The sequence below is a fragment of the Streptomyces sp. NPDC013157 genome (genome assembly GCF_042899865.1).
Lineage (GTDB): Bacteria > Actinomycetota > Actinomycetes > Streptomycetales > Streptomycetaceae > Streptomyces.
The window spans coordinates 419218-435587 of the sequence record NZ_JBIBAK010000005.1 but is presented as its reverse complement, the minus strand read 5'-3'; the positions used below and the strand labels follow the sequence as shown (position 1 = coordinate 435587).

19 protein-coding genes are annotated in these 16370 nt (G+C 72.1%); 9 read left to right on the top strand and 10 right to left on the bottom strand.

Annotation, left to right across the window (positions count from 1 at the left end):
* Positions 1 to 16: 16 nt before the first annotated feature.
* From ACFY6U_RS18430 to ACFY6U_RS18410, 5 genes are all read right to left on the bottom strand, one after another.
* Entirely contained in the window at positions 17 to 421 is a 405-nt protein-coding gene (locus ACFY6U_RS18430; protein ID WP_390039390.1) for a nuclear transport factor 2 family protein, read from the bottom strand.
* Between the two features lie 13 nt (positions 422 to 434).
* A complete protein-coding gene (locus tag ACFY6U_RS18425) occupies positions 435 to 1403 on the bottom strand; it encodes an acetylxylan esterase (RefSeq protein WP_390039388.1) in 969 nt (322 codons plus the stop codon).
* Positions 1404 to 1688: 285 nt separating this feature from the next.
* On the bottom strand, positions 1689 to 2276 hold the full coding sequence (locus tag ACFY6U_RS18420) for a hypothetical protein (protein ID WP_390039386.1): 588 nt from the start codon (positions 2274 to 2276) through the stop codon (positions 1689 to 1691).
* Between the two features lie 232 nt (positions 2277 to 2508).
* The gene (locus tag ACFY6U_RS18415) at positions 2509 to 3282 is read right to left on the bottom strand and encodes a ferredoxin reductase (protein WP_390039384.1); all 774 of its coding nucleotides are present in this window, start codon (positions 3280 to 3282) and stop codon (positions 2509 to 2511) included.
* Entirely contained in the window at positions 3275 to 3880 is a 606-nt protein-coding gene (locus tag ACFY6U_RS18410) for a sulfite oxidase-like oxidoreductase (protein ID WP_390039382.1), read from the bottom strand. The genes ACFY6U_RS18415 and ACFY6U_RS18410 overlap by 8 nt, the downstream gene beginning before the upstream one ends.
* 169 nt (positions 3881 to 4049) lie before the next feature.
* Here ACFY6U_RS18410 and ACFY6U_RS18405 point away from each other — a divergent pair, with 169 nt between their 5' ends.
* Both ACFY6U_RS18405 and ACFY6U_RS18400 read left to right on the top strand, forming a co-directional pair.
* Entirely contained in the window at positions 4050 to 4973 is a 924-nt protein-coding gene (locus tag ACFY6U_RS18405; RefSeq protein ID WP_390039380.1) for an NADP-dependent oxidoreductase, read from the top strand.
* Positions 4970 to 5719 carry a GNAT family N-acetyltransferase gene (locus ACFY6U_RS18400; protein WP_390039378.1) on the top strand — a complete coding sequence of 250 codons (750 nt, stop codon included), beginning with the start codon at positions 4970 to 4972 and terminating at the stop codon, positions 5717 to 5719. Before ACFY6U_RS18405 ends, ACFY6U_RS18400 begins: the two co-directional genes overlap by 4 nt.
* On the opposite strand, the gene ACFY6U_RS18395 is transcribed toward ACFY6U_RS18400, so the two are convergent.
* Complete coding sequence (locus ACFY6U_RS18395) at positions 5680 to 6081, bottom strand: MarR family winged helix-turn-helix transcriptional regulator (protein ID WP_390039720.1); 402 nt, start codon at positions 6079 to 6081, stop codon at positions 5680 to 5682. The genes ACFY6U_RS18400 and ACFY6U_RS18395 overlap by 40 nt on opposite strands.
* Positions 6082 to 6265: 184 nt before the next feature.
* Between ACFY6U_RS18395 and ACFY6U_RS18390 the strand changes: the two genes are divergently transcribed.
* Both ACFY6U_RS18390 and ACFY6U_RS18385 read left to right on the top strand, forming a co-directional pair.
* A complete protein-coding gene (locus tag ACFY6U_RS18390) occupies positions 6266 to 7330 on the top strand; it encodes a hypothetical protein (protein ID WP_390039376.1) in 1065 nt (354 codons plus the stop codon).
* 125 nt (positions 7331 to 7455) lie between these two features.
* A complete protein-coding gene (locus tag ACFY6U_RS18385; protein ID WP_390039374.1) occupies positions 7456 to 8241 on the top strand; it encodes a putative protein N(5)-glutamine methyltransferase in 786 nt (261 codons plus the stop codon).
* Between the two features lie 192 nt (positions 8242 to 8433).
* On the opposite strand, the gene ACFY6U_RS18380 is transcribed toward ACFY6U_RS18385, so the two are convergent.
* Positions 8434 to 9021, bottom strand: a complete 588-nt coding sequence (locus ACFY6U_RS18380; RefSeq protein WP_390039372.1) for an NADPH-dependent FMN reductase — start codon at positions 9019 to 9021, stop codon at positions 8434 to 8436.
* Positions 9022 to 9108: 87 nt separating this feature from the next.
* Between ACFY6U_RS18380 and ACFY6U_RS18375 the strand changes: the two genes are divergently transcribed.
* The 3 genes from ACFY6U_RS18375 to ACFY6U_RS18365 all read left to right on the top strand — a co-directional run bounded on the left by ACFY6U_RS18375 (position 9109) and on the right by ACFY6U_RS18365 (position 11134).
* The gene (locus ACFY6U_RS18375) at positions 9109 to 9597 is read left to right on the top strand and encodes a MarR family winged helix-turn-helix transcriptional regulator (RefSeq protein ID WP_390039370.1); all 489 of its coding nucleotides are present in this window, start codon (positions 9109 to 9111) and stop codon (positions 9595 to 9597) included.
* Positions 9598 to 9690: 93 nt separating this feature from the next.
* Positions 9691 to 10566: an acyl-CoA thioester hydrolase/BAAT C-terminal domain-containing protein gene (locus ACFY6U_RS18370; protein ID WP_390039369.1), complete on the top strand. Its 876-nt coding sequence runs from the start codon at positions 9691 to 9693 to the stop codon at positions 10564 to 10566.
* Positions 10567 to 10678: 112 nt separating this feature from the next.
* On the top strand, positions 10679 to 11134 hold the full coding sequence (locus ACFY6U_RS18365) for a VOC family protein (RefSeq protein WP_390039367.1): 456 nt from the start codon (positions 10679 to 10681) through the stop codon (positions 11132 to 11134).
* A 238-nt stretch (positions 11135 to 11372) separates the two neighbouring features.
* Here ACFY6U_RS18365 and ACFY6U_RS18360 read toward each other — a convergent pair whose 3' ends face one another.
* Positions 11373 to 11771, bottom strand: coding sequence for a winged helix-turn-helix transcriptional regulator (locus tag ACFY6U_RS18360; RefSeq protein WP_390039365.1), 399 nt, complete (start codon positions 11769 to 11771; stop codon positions 11373 to 11375).
* A gap of 77 nt (positions 11772 to 11848) precedes the next feature.
* On the opposite strand from ACFY6U_RS18360, the gene ACFY6U_RS18355 reads away from it, so the two are divergent.
* A complete protein-coding gene (locus tag ACFY6U_RS18355) occupies positions 11849 to 12802 on the top strand; it encodes a zinc-binding dehydrogenase (protein WP_390039363.1) in 954 nt (317 codons plus the stop codon).
* A 39-nt stretch (positions 12803 to 12841) separates the two neighbouring features.
* Positions 12842 to 13126: a hypothetical protein gene (locus ACFY6U_RS18350; RefSeq protein ID WP_390039361.1), complete on the top strand. Its 285-nt coding sequence runs from the start codon at positions 12842 to 12844 to the stop codon at positions 13124 to 13126.
* A gap of 21 nt (positions 13127 to 13147) precedes the next feature.
* Here the strand turns inward: ACFY6U_RS18350 and ACFY6U_RS18345 are convergent, their stop codons facing one another.
* Together ACFY6U_RS18345 and ACFY6U_RS18340 are read right to left on the bottom strand one after the other, a co-directional pair.
* Complete coding sequence (locus tag ACFY6U_RS18345; protein ID WP_390039359.1) at positions 13148 to 13894, bottom strand: hypothetical protein; 747 nt, start codon at positions 13892 to 13894, stop codon at positions 13148 to 13150.
* A 150-nt stretch (positions 13895 to 14044) separates the two neighbouring features.
* A complete protein-coding gene (locus tag ACFY6U_RS18340; RefSeq protein WP_390039357.1) occupies positions 14045 to 16123 on the bottom strand; it encodes a SpoIIE family protein phosphatase in 2079 nt (692 codons plus the stop codon).
* Positions 16124 to 16370 lie beyond the last annotated feature (247 nt).

The window sequence follows — 16370 nt, the reverse complement described above, 5'->3', positions numbered from 1 at the left end:
CGGACTGGGGGGAAGATCAGAGGAGGAAGAGTCTCCCGGCCGGCTCCTGGTGCCCCTCCGCGGTGTGCCAGTAGTCGCGGGACTCCACCGCGAGGCCCCACGCGTCGAAGCGCACGAACACGCACCCCGCCAGCGTGGCCGCAGCACCCCCTTCTTCGGACCGCACCCGGAACTCCGCCGCCGCGACCCCGTCCGGGCCCACCAGCGGCGCCGAGAACGCGACGTCCGTCACCCGCTCCGCCTCGAACGACCAGCGCAGGTAGGCGGCGAGTTCGTCCCGGCCCCGGTGCGGGGAGCGGAACGGCATCGAACGGTGCACACAGTCCTCGGCGTGCAGGGCCAGCAGCGCGTCCACGTCGTGCGCGGCCCAGCCCCGCTCCCAGACCCGGACGAACCGCTCCGCGGCCTCCAGCGTGTCCAACTCCGCCGCCTCCTCAGACGTACGAGCGCAGCCAGCGCGCCTTCGCCGCCTCGTGGTACGGGCCGCCGCCCTCGTGGTCGTTGAAGTCGTACACCTCGATCGTCTTGTCCGCGTGCGCCCAGGAGTTGAAGGCCGCGTAGACCGTGGAGGGCGGGCAGGTCTGGTCCTCCAGGGCCGCCGAGAACAGCGCCGGGGCCCGGCCGCGCGCCGCGAAGTGCACACCGTCGAAGTAGGACAGGGTGCGCTGCACGTCCGCCGAGCGGCCGCGGTGGGTCTTCAGGAACAGGGCGATCTCCCGGTACGGGTGACGGTCCGTCAGCGTGGTGGCGCGCGGGAAGTCGCACAGGAACGGCACGTCCGGCGCGACCGCCACCAGGTCCGGGACCAGACCGCCGACCGCGATGGCGATACCGCCGCCCTGGCTGGAGCCGAGCGCCACGGTCCGCGCCGCGTCGGTCAGTGGATGCGAGCGGGCCGCCTCCACCGCCCGGACCGCGTCCGTGAACACCCGGCGGTAGTAGTAGTTCTCGGGCGCGTCGATGCCCCGGGTCATGAACCCGGGGTACGCCGGCGCACCGCCCACCGGGTCCGCGGTGTCGCCTCCGCCGCCCCAGGCGCTGCCCTGGCCGCGGGTGTCCATCGTGAAGTGCGCCCGTCCCGTCGACGCCCAGAGCAGGTTCTCGTGCGCCAGCCCGCGGCCCCCGCCGTACCCGATGAACTCCACGACCAGCGGCAGCGGTTCGGTGGTGCCGGCCGGAATCCGCAGCCAGCCCTTGACCGGGTGGCCGCCGAACCCGGCGAACGTCACGTCGTAGACGTCGACCGTGGACAGCCCGGCGTCGACCGGCTCGAAACGGGCGTCGAGATCGTGCTCGCGGGCTTCCTGGAGCGTCTTGGACCAGAAGGCGTCGAAGTCGTCGGGCGCCACCGACGTACTGCGGTGCTCCCGAAGCTCGTCGAGGGGAAGGTCGAACAGGGCCATCAACAACCGCCTTGGTGAAGGGAAGGTGCGGATGATCACACCGTACGTGGATGGTCCGACGAATCGCCAGGCCCCTGCAGAGCCCGACCACTGCGGCGAGCCCCTGTCACCGGCCGTGGATCCGCTGGTCAGGGGTGCCGGACTGGCGGCCGTGGACGACGGGCGGGAGATCCCGGGCGGTGGGGCGACAACGCCGGGTGGTCGGGTCACCTCGGCCGCAGCGGCGGGCACCGAGCCCGGGGTCCGGGCGTAACGATCGGTGAATGCGGAGGGCAGGCCAGGGTTTCAGGCGCGGCCGCGGGTCCAGTCCGGTCCGGTGCGTGCCCACTCCTGCTCCCACTCGGCGAGCCGGTGGCGCAGTGCCACCCGGCGCACGATGCCGTGGCCGAGCAGCACCACGGCCGCCGCGCCACTCGCCCCGCACAGGCCCACGGTGACCGTGTGCTGCCAGACGGCGACCTCGTCGGGCGGCGGGGCGACCCCGTGCCCCTGCCGGTCGAACCACACGTCCACCGCGTCACCGGTCCGCGTTCCCGCCGGTACCCGGGCCAGGGCGGTCTTCGTCCCCTCGCCGGGCACGGTCCAGCGGACATTCGTCTGGTACGCGTGCGCCCGGTCGCCGCCCTGCACCGACGGCAGCTGCTCCGGGGTGCCGCCGACGACCACCGCCCGGACCATGTGCCGTTCGGACCGCTGCACCGCCGCCACCGACCGCGCCTGCTCATGGGCCCACAGCCCCGCGACCGCACCCGCCAGGGGCGCACCCACGCACAGCAGGACCGCGACGGCCAGCGCGATCCACGCTTCCACCATGTCGGACTTGCGCCGCAGCGGGTTCTGCCGCCAGCGCCAGCCACGCACCCGGGTACGCATGTCGACCTCCTCGCCGCCACAAGAGCCGGAGGGCCGGACAGCCGGTCCGCAGCTCCCAGCGTGCCCCCGCTCGCATGCGAGCGTCCACACGGGACTGGTACCCCGTACGGAGCACCTCGCCCACCGCCCGGAGACACGGATGCGGCACCGGCCGAAGCACAGGTTCCGGCGCGCGCCGCCCACCCGCAGCTACGCTCCGCGTGCCCGGGGCGGCCGTCCGGGGCGCCTCGGGTCAGCCGAACCGCTCGATGCGGATCCGGTCCACCGGCTGTCCGGCCGCCACGAGTAGCCGAGAGGCATGCTCCGCGAACCCGTTGGAGCCGCACACATAGGCCTCCCACCCACCTTCGGGCTGCTCGGCGAGGAGCGGGGCCACATGTGCGGCGGACATACGTCCCACCGGCACACCCTGGGGTGCGGCGCGGGTGAACACGGTCGTGGTCTCCGCGCCCAGCTCCCGCGCGTAGATCAGCTCCTCGGGGGAGCGGGCCGACACCACCATGCGCAGCGGCACGTCCAGGGCCCGGTTCCGGTGGTGCCGGACCATCGACATCAGCGGTACGACCCCGGAACCGGCGCCGACCAGCAGCGCGGGCCGGTCGCCCGGCCAGGCGAAGAAGCCGCTCAGCGGACCGCGCACCTCGACGGTGTCACCGGGCCGGGCCACCGTGTGGAACCAGCCGGAGACCTCGCCGCCCGCGACATGGTCCAGCGTCAGCTCGATGTGCCCGGAGCCGTCCGGTGCGGAGGCGAGGGAGTAGTGGCGCTGGGCCGTGTAGCCGTCCGCGGCGGTCAGCCGGAGCAGCAGGTGCTGCCCCGGCAGGTGCCCCGCCCAGGCCGGCACCGCGAACCGGAAGGTCGCGGCGTGCGGGGTCTCGCGCCGTATCCCGGTGATCGTGGCCGTCTGCCACACCCCCGCGGTCTCGCCGCCGACCTCGATGCGCCCGGGCACCGCGAAGCGCGTCGGGGGAGCGAAGGCCGTCCCGGCGGTCGTCGTCTCAGTCACCGGAGTACCTCTGCTCCTCCCACGGGTTGCCCCGCGCGTGGTAGCCGTTGCGCTCCCAGAAGCCGGGCTCGTCGTGGTCGAGGAGGGTGATGCCGGCGATCCACTTGGCGCTCTTCCAGAAATACAGGTGGGGCACCAGCAGCCGCGCCGGGCCACCGTGCTCGGCGGGCAGCGGCTCGCCCTCGTACTCGAAGGCGATCCAGGCCCGCCCGCCGGTGAGGTCGGCGAGCGGCAGGTTGGCGGTGTAGCCGGTGTGCGCGTAGGCGACGGCATGTGTGGCGGAGCCATGGGGGCGCACCACATCGAAGAACGCGTCCAGCGAGACGCCGCCGAACCGCACCCCGAACTTCGACCAGCTGGTCACGCAGTGGATGTCACCCTCGTAGGCCGACGCGGGCAGGGCGCGCGCCGCGTCCCAGTCCCAGGTGCGCGGCTCGGCGACCAGACCGTCGATCCGGAACGACCAGTCGGCCGGCGCCAGGTCCGGTGTCACCTCGGCGGACAGCACCGGCCAGTCGCCGCCCGTGTCGTACTGCCCGGGCGGCAGTCCGGCGTTGTGGACTCGGGGGCGGCCGGCGAAGCCTCGGGTGACGTTCATGCCTCAACCGTACGACGCCCGATCGGGTGCTCCCGCCCAGGTCAGACCGCCGATCATTGCGGCCGTATGAACGATCCGCGGGTGCGGGAATAGCCGTCCCGTGCCCGTCCTTGCCGCTGAGTGCGGCTGCCGGGACACCGGTGACGGCACCAGAGAGCGAGGAAAAACGATGCCCAAGGCGTACGTCCACACCAGGCACGGCGGGCCCGAGACCGAGGCCTTCGCCGAGGTGGCCCGGCCCGTTCCCGGCCCCGGTGAACTCCTGATCGCGGTCCGCGCGGCGGGGGTCAATCCCGTCGACTGGAAGCTGCGGGGCGGCTTCCGCCGCCCCGGCGAGGGGGAGGCGCACTTCCCGGCCGTCCTCGGCAGCGAGGCCGCCGGTGTGGTCGAGGAGACCGGTGAGGGCGTCACCGGGTTCGCGGCCGGTGACGAGGTCTTCGGCAACACGCCCGGCGGCGCGTTCGCGGAGTACGCCCTGCTGACGGCGTCCCTGACCGCGCACAAGCCCGCCGCGCTGTCCTTCACCGACGCCGCCACCCTGCCGGTCGCCGGAGCCACCGCCTACGACGGCGTACGCCAGCTCGACCTGCCCGAGGGCGCGACCCTGCTGGTCACCGGCGCGGGCGGCGGAGTCGGCGCGGCGGTCCTGCAGATCGCCCACGCCTGGGGCCTGCGGGTGGTCGGTGTGGCGAGCGAGGCCAAGAAGGAACTCGTCGAGTCGCTGGGCGCCGTGCACGTGCCCTCCGGCCCGGGCCTGGCCGACCGGGTGCGGGCCGTCGTTCCCGGCGGCGTGGACGGCGTCTACGACCTGGTCGGCGGCGAGGTGCTCGCCGAGGCGGCCGGCCTGCTCGCCGACCGCACCAAGCTGATCACGGCGGGTGCACCGCCGGAGACCGTCGCCGCGCTGGGCGGGGCGCGGGTGGCACGCGCCCGGACCGCCGCGGTCCTGGACGAGGTGGCCGAGCTCGTCGTGGCCGGTGAACTCGACCCGCACGTCTCGCAGACCTTCCCGCTGGACAGGGCCGACGAGGCGCTGCGCGCCGTCGAGGACGGGCACGCCCTCGGCAAGATCGTGATCGAGGTCGCCATATGAGCGTCCCGCATGCCCGCGAGGGCGCTCCGCACGTCCTGGACAACCCGGCCCGCGCCTCGCTCACCGGCCCGCACGCCCGCTTCGCCGAGCGGCGCGGCCGGATCCTGCGTTACCCCGTCGACGTCTCCCCGTGGCTTGCGCTGCCCGACGATCCCGGCGCCGACGACTGGGCGGATCTCGCCGCCCTGGCCGGCCCCGGCGCCGAGGTCCCGCTGCCCGGCTACCGCGGTGAGCTCCCGGAGGGCTGGGAGCTCACGATGAGCATCGCCGGCGTGCAGTTGGTGGACGAGGGCATGGACGCCGTCCCGGAGCCGGCCGCGGTCCGGCTGGGCCCGGCGGACGTACCGGAGATGCTCGACCTGGTCTCGCGCACCCGCCCCGGCCCGTTCCTGCCCCGCACCGTCGAACTCGGCACCTACCTGGGCATCCGCCGGGACGGCAGGCTGATCGCGATGGCGGGGGAGCGGCTGCACCCGCCGGGCTGGACCGAGATCAGCGCGGTCTGCACCGACCCGGCACACCGCGGCGAGGGCCTCGCGACCCGGCTCATCCGCGCGGTCGCGCACGGCATCCGGGAACGCGGCGAGACCCCCTTCCTGCACACCGGCGCCGAGAACACCCACGCGATCCGCCTGTACGAGTCGCTCGGCTTCCGCCTGCGCCGCCGTACCGCCTTCGTCGCGGCCAGGGTGCCGGAGCGGCTCGGTCAGTCGTCGGCGGAACCCGCCGAGGCCCCGGCGTTGTAGCGCTCCAGGTATCCGGCGAACCTGACCAGGTCCGCCTCCGGCCAGTCCGCCAGCCGCTCCTGGAAGGCGGCCCGGCGGCTGCGCGTGACCTGGGCCAGGATCTCCTGCCCGGCCTCCGTCAGATGCAGCACCTGGACCCGGTGGTCCTCCGGGTCCAGGCGCCGCTCGATCAGCCCCGCCCGCTCCAGCGCCGCCACCTGGCGGCTGACCGTCGACTTGTCGAGCGCGTAGTGCGCGGCCAGGTCGGTGGCCCGGCAGCCGCCGCGCTCCTCCAGGTGCCCGAGCAGGGTGTACGACACCAGCGACAGCTCGGGGTGCATGCGCCCGGCCGAGGCCCGCGCCCGGCGCGCGAACGCCGTCATCTCGCGCTGGATGGTCTCCACCGCCGTCTCCGCCGTCGTCACGGGAACACCTTCGACGGCTGCGCCTTCCACAGCAACGCCCTCACGGGAATACCTCCTCTGACGGTCTAGTTGTATAGTACAACTTGGTCGTGAGTTGTATAAGCCAACCATTTTGGCCGGAAGGTTCTGGAGGTCGTACGCGATGAGGTCACCGGCACTGCGCCATGTGCTCACGCACCTGATCACCCCGCTACTGATGTGCCTGGGCATGGGGCTCGCCTATATGGGCGCGTTCGTCCACCCGGAGCCGAACCACATGCCGGTGGCCGTGGTCGGCGCCGGACCGGAAGCGAAGGTGTTGGCGCAGACCATCAAGGACACCGCCGGCGACAAGCTCGACGTCCGTACCGTCCCCACCCGCGCTGCGGCCGTCGACCTGCTCAGGTCCCGTACCGTGACCGGCGCCTACGTGGCGAACGCCAGGACTCCGGAGCTGATTGTCGCCAGCGCGGCCTCCGACATGGGCGCCACGGCCGTCGAGAAGGTCTTCACCCCGGTCGCCGAGAAGAACGGCGCGGCCCTGAAGATCACCGATGTCGCCAAGCCGGTCGCCGACGACCCCACCGGACAGGGCCTGTTCTTCCTGCTCATCGCCGTGAGCATCGGCTCCTACGCCTCGGTCGCCGCCCTCGGCGCGGCCGGCGCGGCGCTCCCGATGCGGATACGCGCCCTGCTCGCGCTCGGCGTCTCGGCCGTCGTCAGCGGCATCGGCGCGTTCCTCGCCGGACCGGTGTTCCGCCTCGCCCACCACGACCTCGCCGGGGTCTGGGGCATGGCCTGGCTCTACTCCGCCGGCATCCTCCTCATCGGCGTCGGCCTGCACACCTTCCTCAAGCGGTGGACCACGCTGACCATGATGGTGCTGTTCGTGATGCTCAACTTCACCAGCTCCGGCGGGTTGTTCCGCCCCGAGCTGCAGAACGGCTTCTTCGGCACCCTGCACGCCTTCTGGAACGGCGCCGGCTTCGTCGAGGGCATCCGCAGCCTGCTGTACTTCGGCAGCGACGGCCTCGGCCGGAACGTGTGGACCCTCGCGGTCTGGCTGCTGGCCGGCCTCGCGGTCACGGCGATCGCCGCGGCCCACGAGCGGGCCAAGGCGGCGCCGCCCGCCGCAGTGGTCGTACCGGAGTCCCCCGCCGGACCGGCCGGACCGGCCGAGGAGGTCGAAGCGGCCGAGGAAGAGACCGAAGAGACGGTCGGCGTCTGACCGCGCGTCCGCCGGTCGGCTCGTCCGCTCGTCCGCTCGATCGACGGACCGCCTGCACGGCGGTCCGTCCGTGCGGTGACAAACCATCTGACCGGCGCGCCGGCGTGCAGATAGGCTCCCGGGTGATGACCTCACTCTCCGAAACCGGAACCTCCGCCGTCGTCTCCGCGCTGCGCGCCGCCGGCTGCGTCTTCGCCGAGGACGAGGCGGAGCTGATCCTCGCCACCGCCCGCACCCCGGACGAGGTGGCCGCCATGGTGGACCGGCGCGCCACCGGACAGCCCCTCGAACACGTCCTCGGCTGGGCGGAGTTCCACGGGCTGCGCATCCTCGTGGAACCCGGCGTGTTCGTGCCCCGCCGCCGTACCGAGTTCCTGGTCGACCAGGCCCTGGCCCAGGCGCCCGGCGCATCCGTCGTCGTCGACCTGTGCTGCGGCTCCGGCGCGGTCGGGGCGGCCCTCGCCGCTGCCCTCGGGGACGCCGAACTGCACGTCGCCGACATCGACCCGGCCGCCGTCGCCTGCGCCCGCCGCAACATCGCCCCGTACGGCGGCCACGCCCACGCCGGCGACCTGTTCGACGCCCTGCCCACCGACCTGCGCGGCCGGACCGGCATCCTCGCCGCCAACGTGCCCTACGTCCCCAGCGACGAGGTCGGGCTGCTGCCCGCCGAGGCCCGCGACCACGAGCCGCTGGTCTCCCTCGACGGCGGTGGCGACGGACTCGACGTACTGCGCAGGGTCGCCGCGGGTGCGCGCGAGTGGCTCGCGCCCGGCGGCTGCGTCCTGGTCGAGACGAGCGAGCGCCAGACCGACGAAGCCGTGCGCACCTTCCGGCGCGCCGGACTGACCACCCGGCTCGCGGTCTCCGAGGAGCTGTACGCGAACGTCGTGATCGGCGCACGGGACTGAGACCGTGCCCGACAGGGCCCCGGTGCGTCACGCCGCCGTCGGCGTCACCCACGCGCCGGCCACTTGATGTGTGACCGGGCCTGAGCAGTTGTCACCGCGCGAGCCCCGTCCTTCGGCACCGGGAACAGATCACGGCGACGCGTGTGAAGGCGGCGCGGAAGACCGGTCTCACGTGATCGGCCGAACCGCGCCTCATGCAGCTGTGGCCGTCCGTGCCCTGGCCTCGCGGACCCCGCGCAGGGCGCCGGACCAGGCGATCACCTGGTCGAGCATGCCGTCCACGGCGGTGTCGAGGCCCTCCTGGGGGACGAAGGTCCCGGTGTGGAACGAGGGGCGTGTCGAGATGGTGGGCTGGGCCCGGACCGTGGCCACCTGGAGTTCGGCGAGGACGAGCCGCAGCGCCTCGGCGGCCCGGGCCCCGGCGACCCAGCCGCCGTAGCTGATGATCCCGGCGGCCTTGTCGTTCCACTCCCGGTAGACGTGGTCCAGGGCGTTCTTCAGAGCTCCGGGGTAGGAGTGGTTGTACTCGGGGACGAGGAACACGTAGCCGTCGAAGCCGTCGACGAGCGCGCCCCAGGTGCGGGTGTGGTCGTGCTGATACTGCTGGAGGTTCGGGTTGCCGGGTTCGTCGAGGTTGCCGAGGTCGTGGTCGGCGAGGTCGACGAGTTCGTAGTCGGCTCCGCCGTGGGCGCGGGCCGCCTCCAGTGCCCAGGCGGCGATCTGGTCGCCGCGGCGTCCGGGGCGGGTGCTTCCGAGGACGAGTGCGATGCGGAGTGTCACGGTCTTCCTTCCCTGGAGTTGTCACGTCAACTCTGGGTCGGGATGAGTTGAGGTGACAACTCCGCTGGTCGCGGTATCCTCGGGGACATGACGGAGACTCGGTCGCTGGAACCCCGGGAGTGGGAGTTCTGGGATGTCTGGATGCGCGCGCAGCGCCTGCTCACCACGGAGCTGGAGCGTGGTCTGCAGCGTGCCTGCGACATCTCCAAGGCCGAGTTCAGCGTGCTGGTGACGCTGTGGCAGGCCGGCGGCCGTGAGATGCGTGTCGGTGAGCTCTCCGAGTCGCTCGACTGGGACAAGAGCCGCGTCTCACACCAGCTGACGCGCATGGAAAAACGCGGCTTCGTCCAGCGCACCAGGTACGGGGCCGACGGTCGCCGCGCGGGGATCGGGCTGACCGCCGAGGGGCGCCGCGCCGCCCAGAGCGCCGTCCTCGTGCACGGCGCCAACATCCGCCGCCACGTCCTCGACTCGCTCACCCCTGAGCAGGCATCGGTCATCCGGTCGTGGAGCGAGCAGGCAGTAGACCGCCTTGAGCCGAGCCGCGGCGAGACTGCCGGCGACGGCGCGTCCTAGATCGAGCTCCGGCGGTCGCTCCTGGGCGGGAAGGCCATCGCCTGAGAGAGTGTCGGCGGTGTTCTGACCACGGCGTGACGAACGGGGGAGCACGTGGACGTTGTCGAGCAGGAGCTGGACTCTCCCTGGGAAGGCGTCCTGGCCACCCCTGCCCAGGGAAGTGACACCGGCGTGCTGGTCCTGGCCGGTTCCAGTGGGCGCATCGAACGCGAGCGAGCACGCATCCTCGCTCGGCAGGGCATCACTGCTCTGTCCGTCCGCTGGTTCGGCGGCCCGGGGCAGTCCCCGGGAATCTGCGAGATCCCCTTGGAGACCTTCACCACCGCGGTCGACTTCCTCGTGGCGAGCGGGGCACGGCGTGTCGCAATCCTCGGTCTCTCCAAGGGAGCTGAAGCGGCCCTGCTCACAGCGGTGTACGACCCACGCGTGGACGTCGTCATCGCACTGTCACCCACGTCGCGAGTCTGGTGCAACGTGGGTCCGGGCCAGGACGGAGAACAGCACCCGTATCGCTCTTCCTGGACTTGGCGGGAGCAGCCCCTGCCCTTCGTCCCCATGGATGATTCCTGGACCCCGATCGAACCGGGCGACGATCCCGTCGCCATCCGCGGATGGTACGAACTCAGCGAGCGGAGATTCGCGGGTCTGCTTGCCCGGGCGGAGATCCCCGTGGAAAGGGCCCGGGCCGATCTGCTGCTCGTCGCCGGTGGCGACGACGCCATGTGGCCCTCGCTCCCCTTCGCCGAACAACTGGCGGAACGCAGACGCTCAGCCGGGGCCACCGTGCATGTGATCACCCGCCAGGATGCCGGCCACCGACCTCGCTTCCCCGGTGAGAGCCCCGCGCCCCACTCCCCGCACTTCCGGTACGGAGGCACGCCCGAGGCCGACAGGCTCCTGGGTGAGGCCGCATGGCCGCACATCCTCGACAGGCTCGGCAGCACAGCGCTTCCCGGGGTTGCGTCCTGACCTCCCGCCGGTGTGGCAGGAGGCGTTCCTGACGCAGGGGCACCAGGAAGTACGCGCCAGGGCCTGTTTCGAAAGCGGATCGTCTGTCAGTCCTGCCTGGGATGCTCCGAGCATGGAGATGACAGTGCAGCTGACGATCGACTGCTCCGATCCGCAAAGAATGGTGACTTTCTGGGCCGAGGCCCTCGGCTACGTGCCCGAGCCTCCGCCGGGCGAGCACGCCACGTGGCGTGCCTACTGGGCGGCGGTGGGGGTGCCCGAGGCAGAGTTGCCAGCCGGTGCCGGGGATATTCCGGAGTCGATCATCGATCCCGCGGGACGCGGACCGAGGATGTGGTTCCAGCAGGTTCCGGAGCCGAAGGTCGCCAAGAACCGGTGGCACTTCGACCTGAAGGTCGGTGGGGGCCGTGACATCCCACTGGACGTCCGCACACAGCGGGTCACGGCTGCGGTGGAACGGCTGGTCAAAGCTGGTGCCACTGTGCTGCGGATCAAGGATGAGCCGGACATGGGGCTCTACGCCGCAGCCATGCAGGACCCCGAGGGCAACGAATTCGACGTCGTCTGAAGGGCGTTGCGACAGTGCGTTGCGACAGTGCTGGTCACAGCCACTCGTTCACGACTGCGACCAGCACAGTCACCTCTCAGCGGACGGAGGGCTTGTCGTACCTCGTGGCCACCACTGCCCTATGTCTTTCAAGCCGGTTGGTCCCGCATTCGACCGCATGGCGCTCACGGCAGTCGGCCGGGGCGAAAAGCGGTGGCCGGCCGCCACGGGAGCCGCCCGAGAGCCGGTCCGCGCTCGTTCAGTCGGCGTCGGGTCTCTGCTCCGCCGCGGTGTCGTAGGCGGCGCGGGCCTCCGCGATGGCGGCCCGATGCCGCTCGGCCCAGCCCACCAGCTCGGTCAGCGAGGTGTAGAGCTCCCGGGCCATGGGCGTGAGGCTGTACTCGACCTTGGGCGGCACGGTCGGATGCACGGTGCGAACGAGCAGGCCGTCCCGCTCCAGCCTGCGTAGGTTGAGGGTGAGCATCCGTCGGCTGATGCCATTGATGGCGCGTTCGAGTTCGGTGAAGCGGACCGGGCCGTGGGCGGCGGCAATCAGGATCCCGATGCTCCACTTGCCCGCCACGCGGTCGAGCACCTCGGTGACCGGGCAGGCTTCGTCCCTCAGTGCTTCGGTAACACGGGTGTGACTGCGTGACATAAAAGTGCCTCCTTCCGATGAGCAGCAAGGTTATCGATGATGACTGCTGTTACAAGTCGTAAACCAAGGGGGACGGCATGTCTGTTCGCGCTCTCGTCGTCGATCCGTCCGCGTCCACCGCCGTCCGCCTCGCCGACGTGCCCGACCCCGTGCCCGGGCCGGGCCAGGTCCTGGTGGACGTCTCCCACGCCTCGTTGAACTACGGTGACCTCAACGACGCCCGCTCCGGTCGGGTCCCTGTAGGAGCGGTGCTCGGTTCGGACGCCGCCGGAGTGGTCATCCGTGCCGCAACCGACGGAACCGGCCCTGAGGTGGGCACCCGGGTGGTGGCTTTGACCTCGGGGGCGTTCGCCGAGCGCGTCGCGATCGACGTGGGTGCGCTCGCCGAGGTACCGAAGGGCTTGGGCCTGGCGCAAGCGGCAGCTCTGCCGGTCGCCGGAGTGGCGGCACTGCGCTCGCTGCGGGCCGCCGGACTCGGACCGGACAAGAGAGTGCTGATCACCGGCGCATCCGGCGGAGTCGGCCGGTTCGCCGTCCAGTTGGCAGCGCGGGCGGGTGCCCACGTCATCGCGTCCGTGGGCTCGGCCGGCCGCGGGGACGGGCTGGCCGAGGCGGGCGCCGACGAGGTGCTGATCGGTCTGGAAGGACTTCAGCGACCGGTCGACGTGGTCATCGACAGTGTCGGTGGCCCCCAACTGGTCGCGGCGTGGAACCTGCTCGCTCCCGGGGGAAGCGTGCAGAGCGTCGGCTGGACATCCGGAGAGCCGGCGGTCTTTCCGCCGTATGCGACCGTCGGCCCGGCCAAATCGCTGGCCTCCTTCGTCATCGACGGCGATGCCGGCGCGGACCTGGCCGTTCTTGCCGGGCTGGCCGCTGAGGGGGCCGTCACCATCGAGATCGGCTGGCAAGGACCCTGGGACCGCTTCGCCGAGGCTGCTGAGGCCCTCCGCGGACGTCGTGTCTCCGGAAAAGCGGTCCTGGAGGTGGCAGGCGGTGAGCTGCGCGGCGCGGTGGCCTCTGCGCAGAACTAGGCCGTGTCTCTTCGATCAGGTTGGCGCGCTTTTCTGATCATGCTTGCGGGAAAGGGGGTCGAGCCCGTCCTGAACAAGGTCCGCGTCGCCGGCCGAGGTTCAGGGCGTCCGCGGACCCGGCCTGACCGGGTCCGCGCCGACAAAGCGTACGCGTCGCGCAAGAACCGCGCCTACCTGCGCCGACGCGGCATCCGCTGCACCATCCCGGACAAGTGGGGCATCAATCGCCCCCAAGGGCACCGTGTCGTCGCCAGGAGATACGACTGGCTCGCGGTCCGCTACGAGGCGACTGTCCTCGTCGCGGCCATCAACGAGTGGCTGTGACCAGGACATTCGATACACGTCCTAGGTGGTCGCCCCGCTCCCCGACGGGCTCGGAGACGGTGTGCGGTCGCCGGGGCGCTGCCAGGGGCCGCCGCGGTCGTGCATGCCGCCGGCCCGGCCCGTGCCCGTGAAGTCGCCCGAGAGCGCGCCGGACGCGGTGAGCTTGCCGTTGTCGCCGCGGGTGCCGATCAGGACGGCCTTCGCGTCCTTCTTCAGCGCGTCGGAGTCGCCGCGCACCTTGACGTCCGAGCCCACGGTCCACGTCCACGACGCGCCGTCGTCGCTCTTCACCGTGACCTGGTCGCCGTCCACCTTCTCGACCGTGCCCCGCTGCCAGACCCGCACCACGTACGTGCCGGTGTCCGGGTCCTTGACGGTCGTCTCGCCGTGCACGCCCAAGCCGCCCATCCCGAACCAGCCGCGCCCGGGTCCGTGCCCGTCCGGTGCGGAGGGCGACGGTGCACCGGAGGCGGCCGGGGATGCGGCAGAGCCGCCGCCCGAGCCGGCGGCGAAGGCCACCGTGCCGCCCAGGGCGAGCGCTCCGGCGACGAGCGCCACGGTCACCGCGCGCACGCGGAGCGACTGGCGGCGCCACAGGCCGCGCAGCGGCGTGCCCGGCTCACGGTCGGGTCCCGGCCCCGAGAGGACCTCCGACGGGGCTTCCCACTCCGGGGCGGCGGCCTGCGGGGGACGGTCGGGCATCGGCGGGATCGACGGTGCGGTTCCGTCGACGTCACGGCGGTTTTCCTGCTCCGGTTCGTGCGTCACGGCTCGCTCCCATCGGCGAACGGCACGCGGCATCGCGCGATGCATGCCTCTCTGTGAAGTGTGGTCGTCCGCCGATAAGAAGCCGGTAATCAGTCCCTGTGAATCCGATGAATCCGCACGGGTGGATCCGGCGCGCCGGCGCCCCTCCCGCTACGGCAGTTCCTGGGCCCGCGCGATGAGAAGTGCCACGTCGTCGTGGTTGTCGGGGTGGTGGAGTTCCCGCAGCAGCAGGTCGCAGACCTCCTCCAGCGGGCGGGCCGGGCCGTCGAGCAGGGCCAGCAGTTCGTCGAGGCGTTCGTCCAGGGAGTGCGAGCGGGTCTCCACCAGGCCGTCGGTGTAGAAGACCAGCTCGTCGCCGGGCTCGAAGTCGACGGTGGTGGTGGCGAAGGCGACCCCGCCGACGCCCAGCGGGACCCCGGTGGGCAGATCGAGGAGTTCCGGCGGACGGCCGGGGCGGACCCGGGCCGGGGGCAGATGGCCGGCGTTGGCGATCCGGCACCGGCGCAGATGCGGGTCGTACACGGCGTACACGCAGGTCGCGATGGAGTGGTCGAGGCCCGACGTGGTCTTGTCGAGGTGTTCGAGGAGGACCGCCGGGTCGAGGCCCAGTGCGGTCAGGGTGGTGGTCGCGGTGCGCAGCCGGCCCATCGTCGCGGCCGCGTTGATGCCGCTGCCCATCACGTCGCCCACCACGAGGGCCGTTCTGCCGTCGTCCAGCGGAATGACGTCGAACCAGTCGCCGCCCACCTCGACGGTGGCACCGGCCGGCTGGTAGCGGGAGGCGACCTCCAGACCGGGGGTGACCCGGGGATGCGTGGGCAGCAGGCTGCGCTGGAGGGTCAGGGCGGTGGTGCGGGCGTTCTCGTACCAGCGGGCGTTGTCGATCTGTACGGCCGCCCGCGCCGCCAGTTCCCGGGCCAGCAGCAGATCGTCGTCGTCGAAGGGCGCCGGATTGCGGGTGCGCTTGAGATCGAGGGCGCCCAGCACCTCGCCGCGCGCGATCAGCGGCACGGCCAGGTACGAGTGCACCCCGGCCCGGCCCAGCAGCACCGCGGCTTCGGGGGAGGGCGCGATCCGGGCCAGGTCCTCGTCCTTGACCTGCGGGACGACGACGGCCTCCCCGGTCCGTACGCACCCGGTGATCAGCCGGTCCGGTGCGTACCGGGCGACGGTGCCGGGGGCGTCGGCGGCCTGGACCGCGTCCGCGTTCTGTTCCGCGCGCACGGCGAGGGCCCGGAGCGCGGCCGCCTCGGCCGGGCCGAGAGTGCTGCGCCGGCCCTCGACCACCGTGTCCAGCAGCTGGACGGTCGCCACGTCGGCGAGCTCCGGCACGGCGACGTCGGCCAGCTCCCTGGCGGTGCGCTCCAGGTCGAGGGTGGTGCCGATACGGGTGGATGCGTCGGCGATCACGGCCAGCCGGCGGCGCGCGTTCTCGGCCTCGACCCCGGCCCGGTACGGCTCGGTGATGTCCACCACCGAGGTGGCCACGCCCAGCACGTTGTCCAGCGCGTCGTCCAGCCGGTAGACCGACACCGACCAGATGTGCTCCTCGTCCGGGTCGGCGGGCGTACGGCCCACCGCGGAGTGGTCGATGACCGGGTCGCCGGTCCGCAGCACCCGCAGGTAGGCCGACTCCAGGGCGTCGGCGTCCAGCGAGGGCAGTACCTCGCGGATCGTCCGCCCCACGTGCTCCTCGGCCGGGACGCCGTTCATCCGCTCCATCGCCGGGTTGACCGACACGAACCGCAGGTCCGTGTCGAGGACCGCCAGCCCGATGGGCGACTGCTTGACGATCCGCTCGGACAGCGCCACGTCCTGCTCCAGCCGCCGCACGGTCGACTGGTCGGCGGCCAGGCCCAGCGCGAACACGTCGCCGTTGTCGTCCATGAGCCGCATGTTGCGGAACTCGACCACATGGGTGGAGCCGTCCTTGTGCCGGATCGGGAAACCGCCGGCCCAGCTCCGCCCGGTGGTCATCACGTCCGCGAACAGCTTGCCGACCAGTTCGATGTGGCGCTCGTGCACCATCAGCCGGGCCGCGTACCGGCCGAGCGCCTCCTGCGCCGAGTAGCCGAACAGTTCCTCCGCCTGCGGGCTCCACAGCACGATCCGCCCCTTGGCGTCCAGCACGACGGAGGCCACGCTCAGGACGTCCAGCAGCCCGCCCGGCCGCACGGGTCCGCGCACGGGCTCCCGGCCCCCCGGCACCGCGGCCTCGGCTGGACTCATCGCACGCACCGCCTTCGGACTTCCGTACGGCACGTCGTCCCCCGTGCCGACTCTCCCTGTTCTATCGCGCTCACACCCGACTCTCCGATGTCACCGCCGACTTTTCCACCATCTCTCAACACGGCGGCATCCGTACGGCGAAGCGACCACAGGGGCGGCAGGGGCGTGAGTTCACCTTCCCGTCCCGCCATTGGTCTGTACATGACCATCGGGTCCGCGCCAGACTGACCGGCGCACGCGCGTCCCA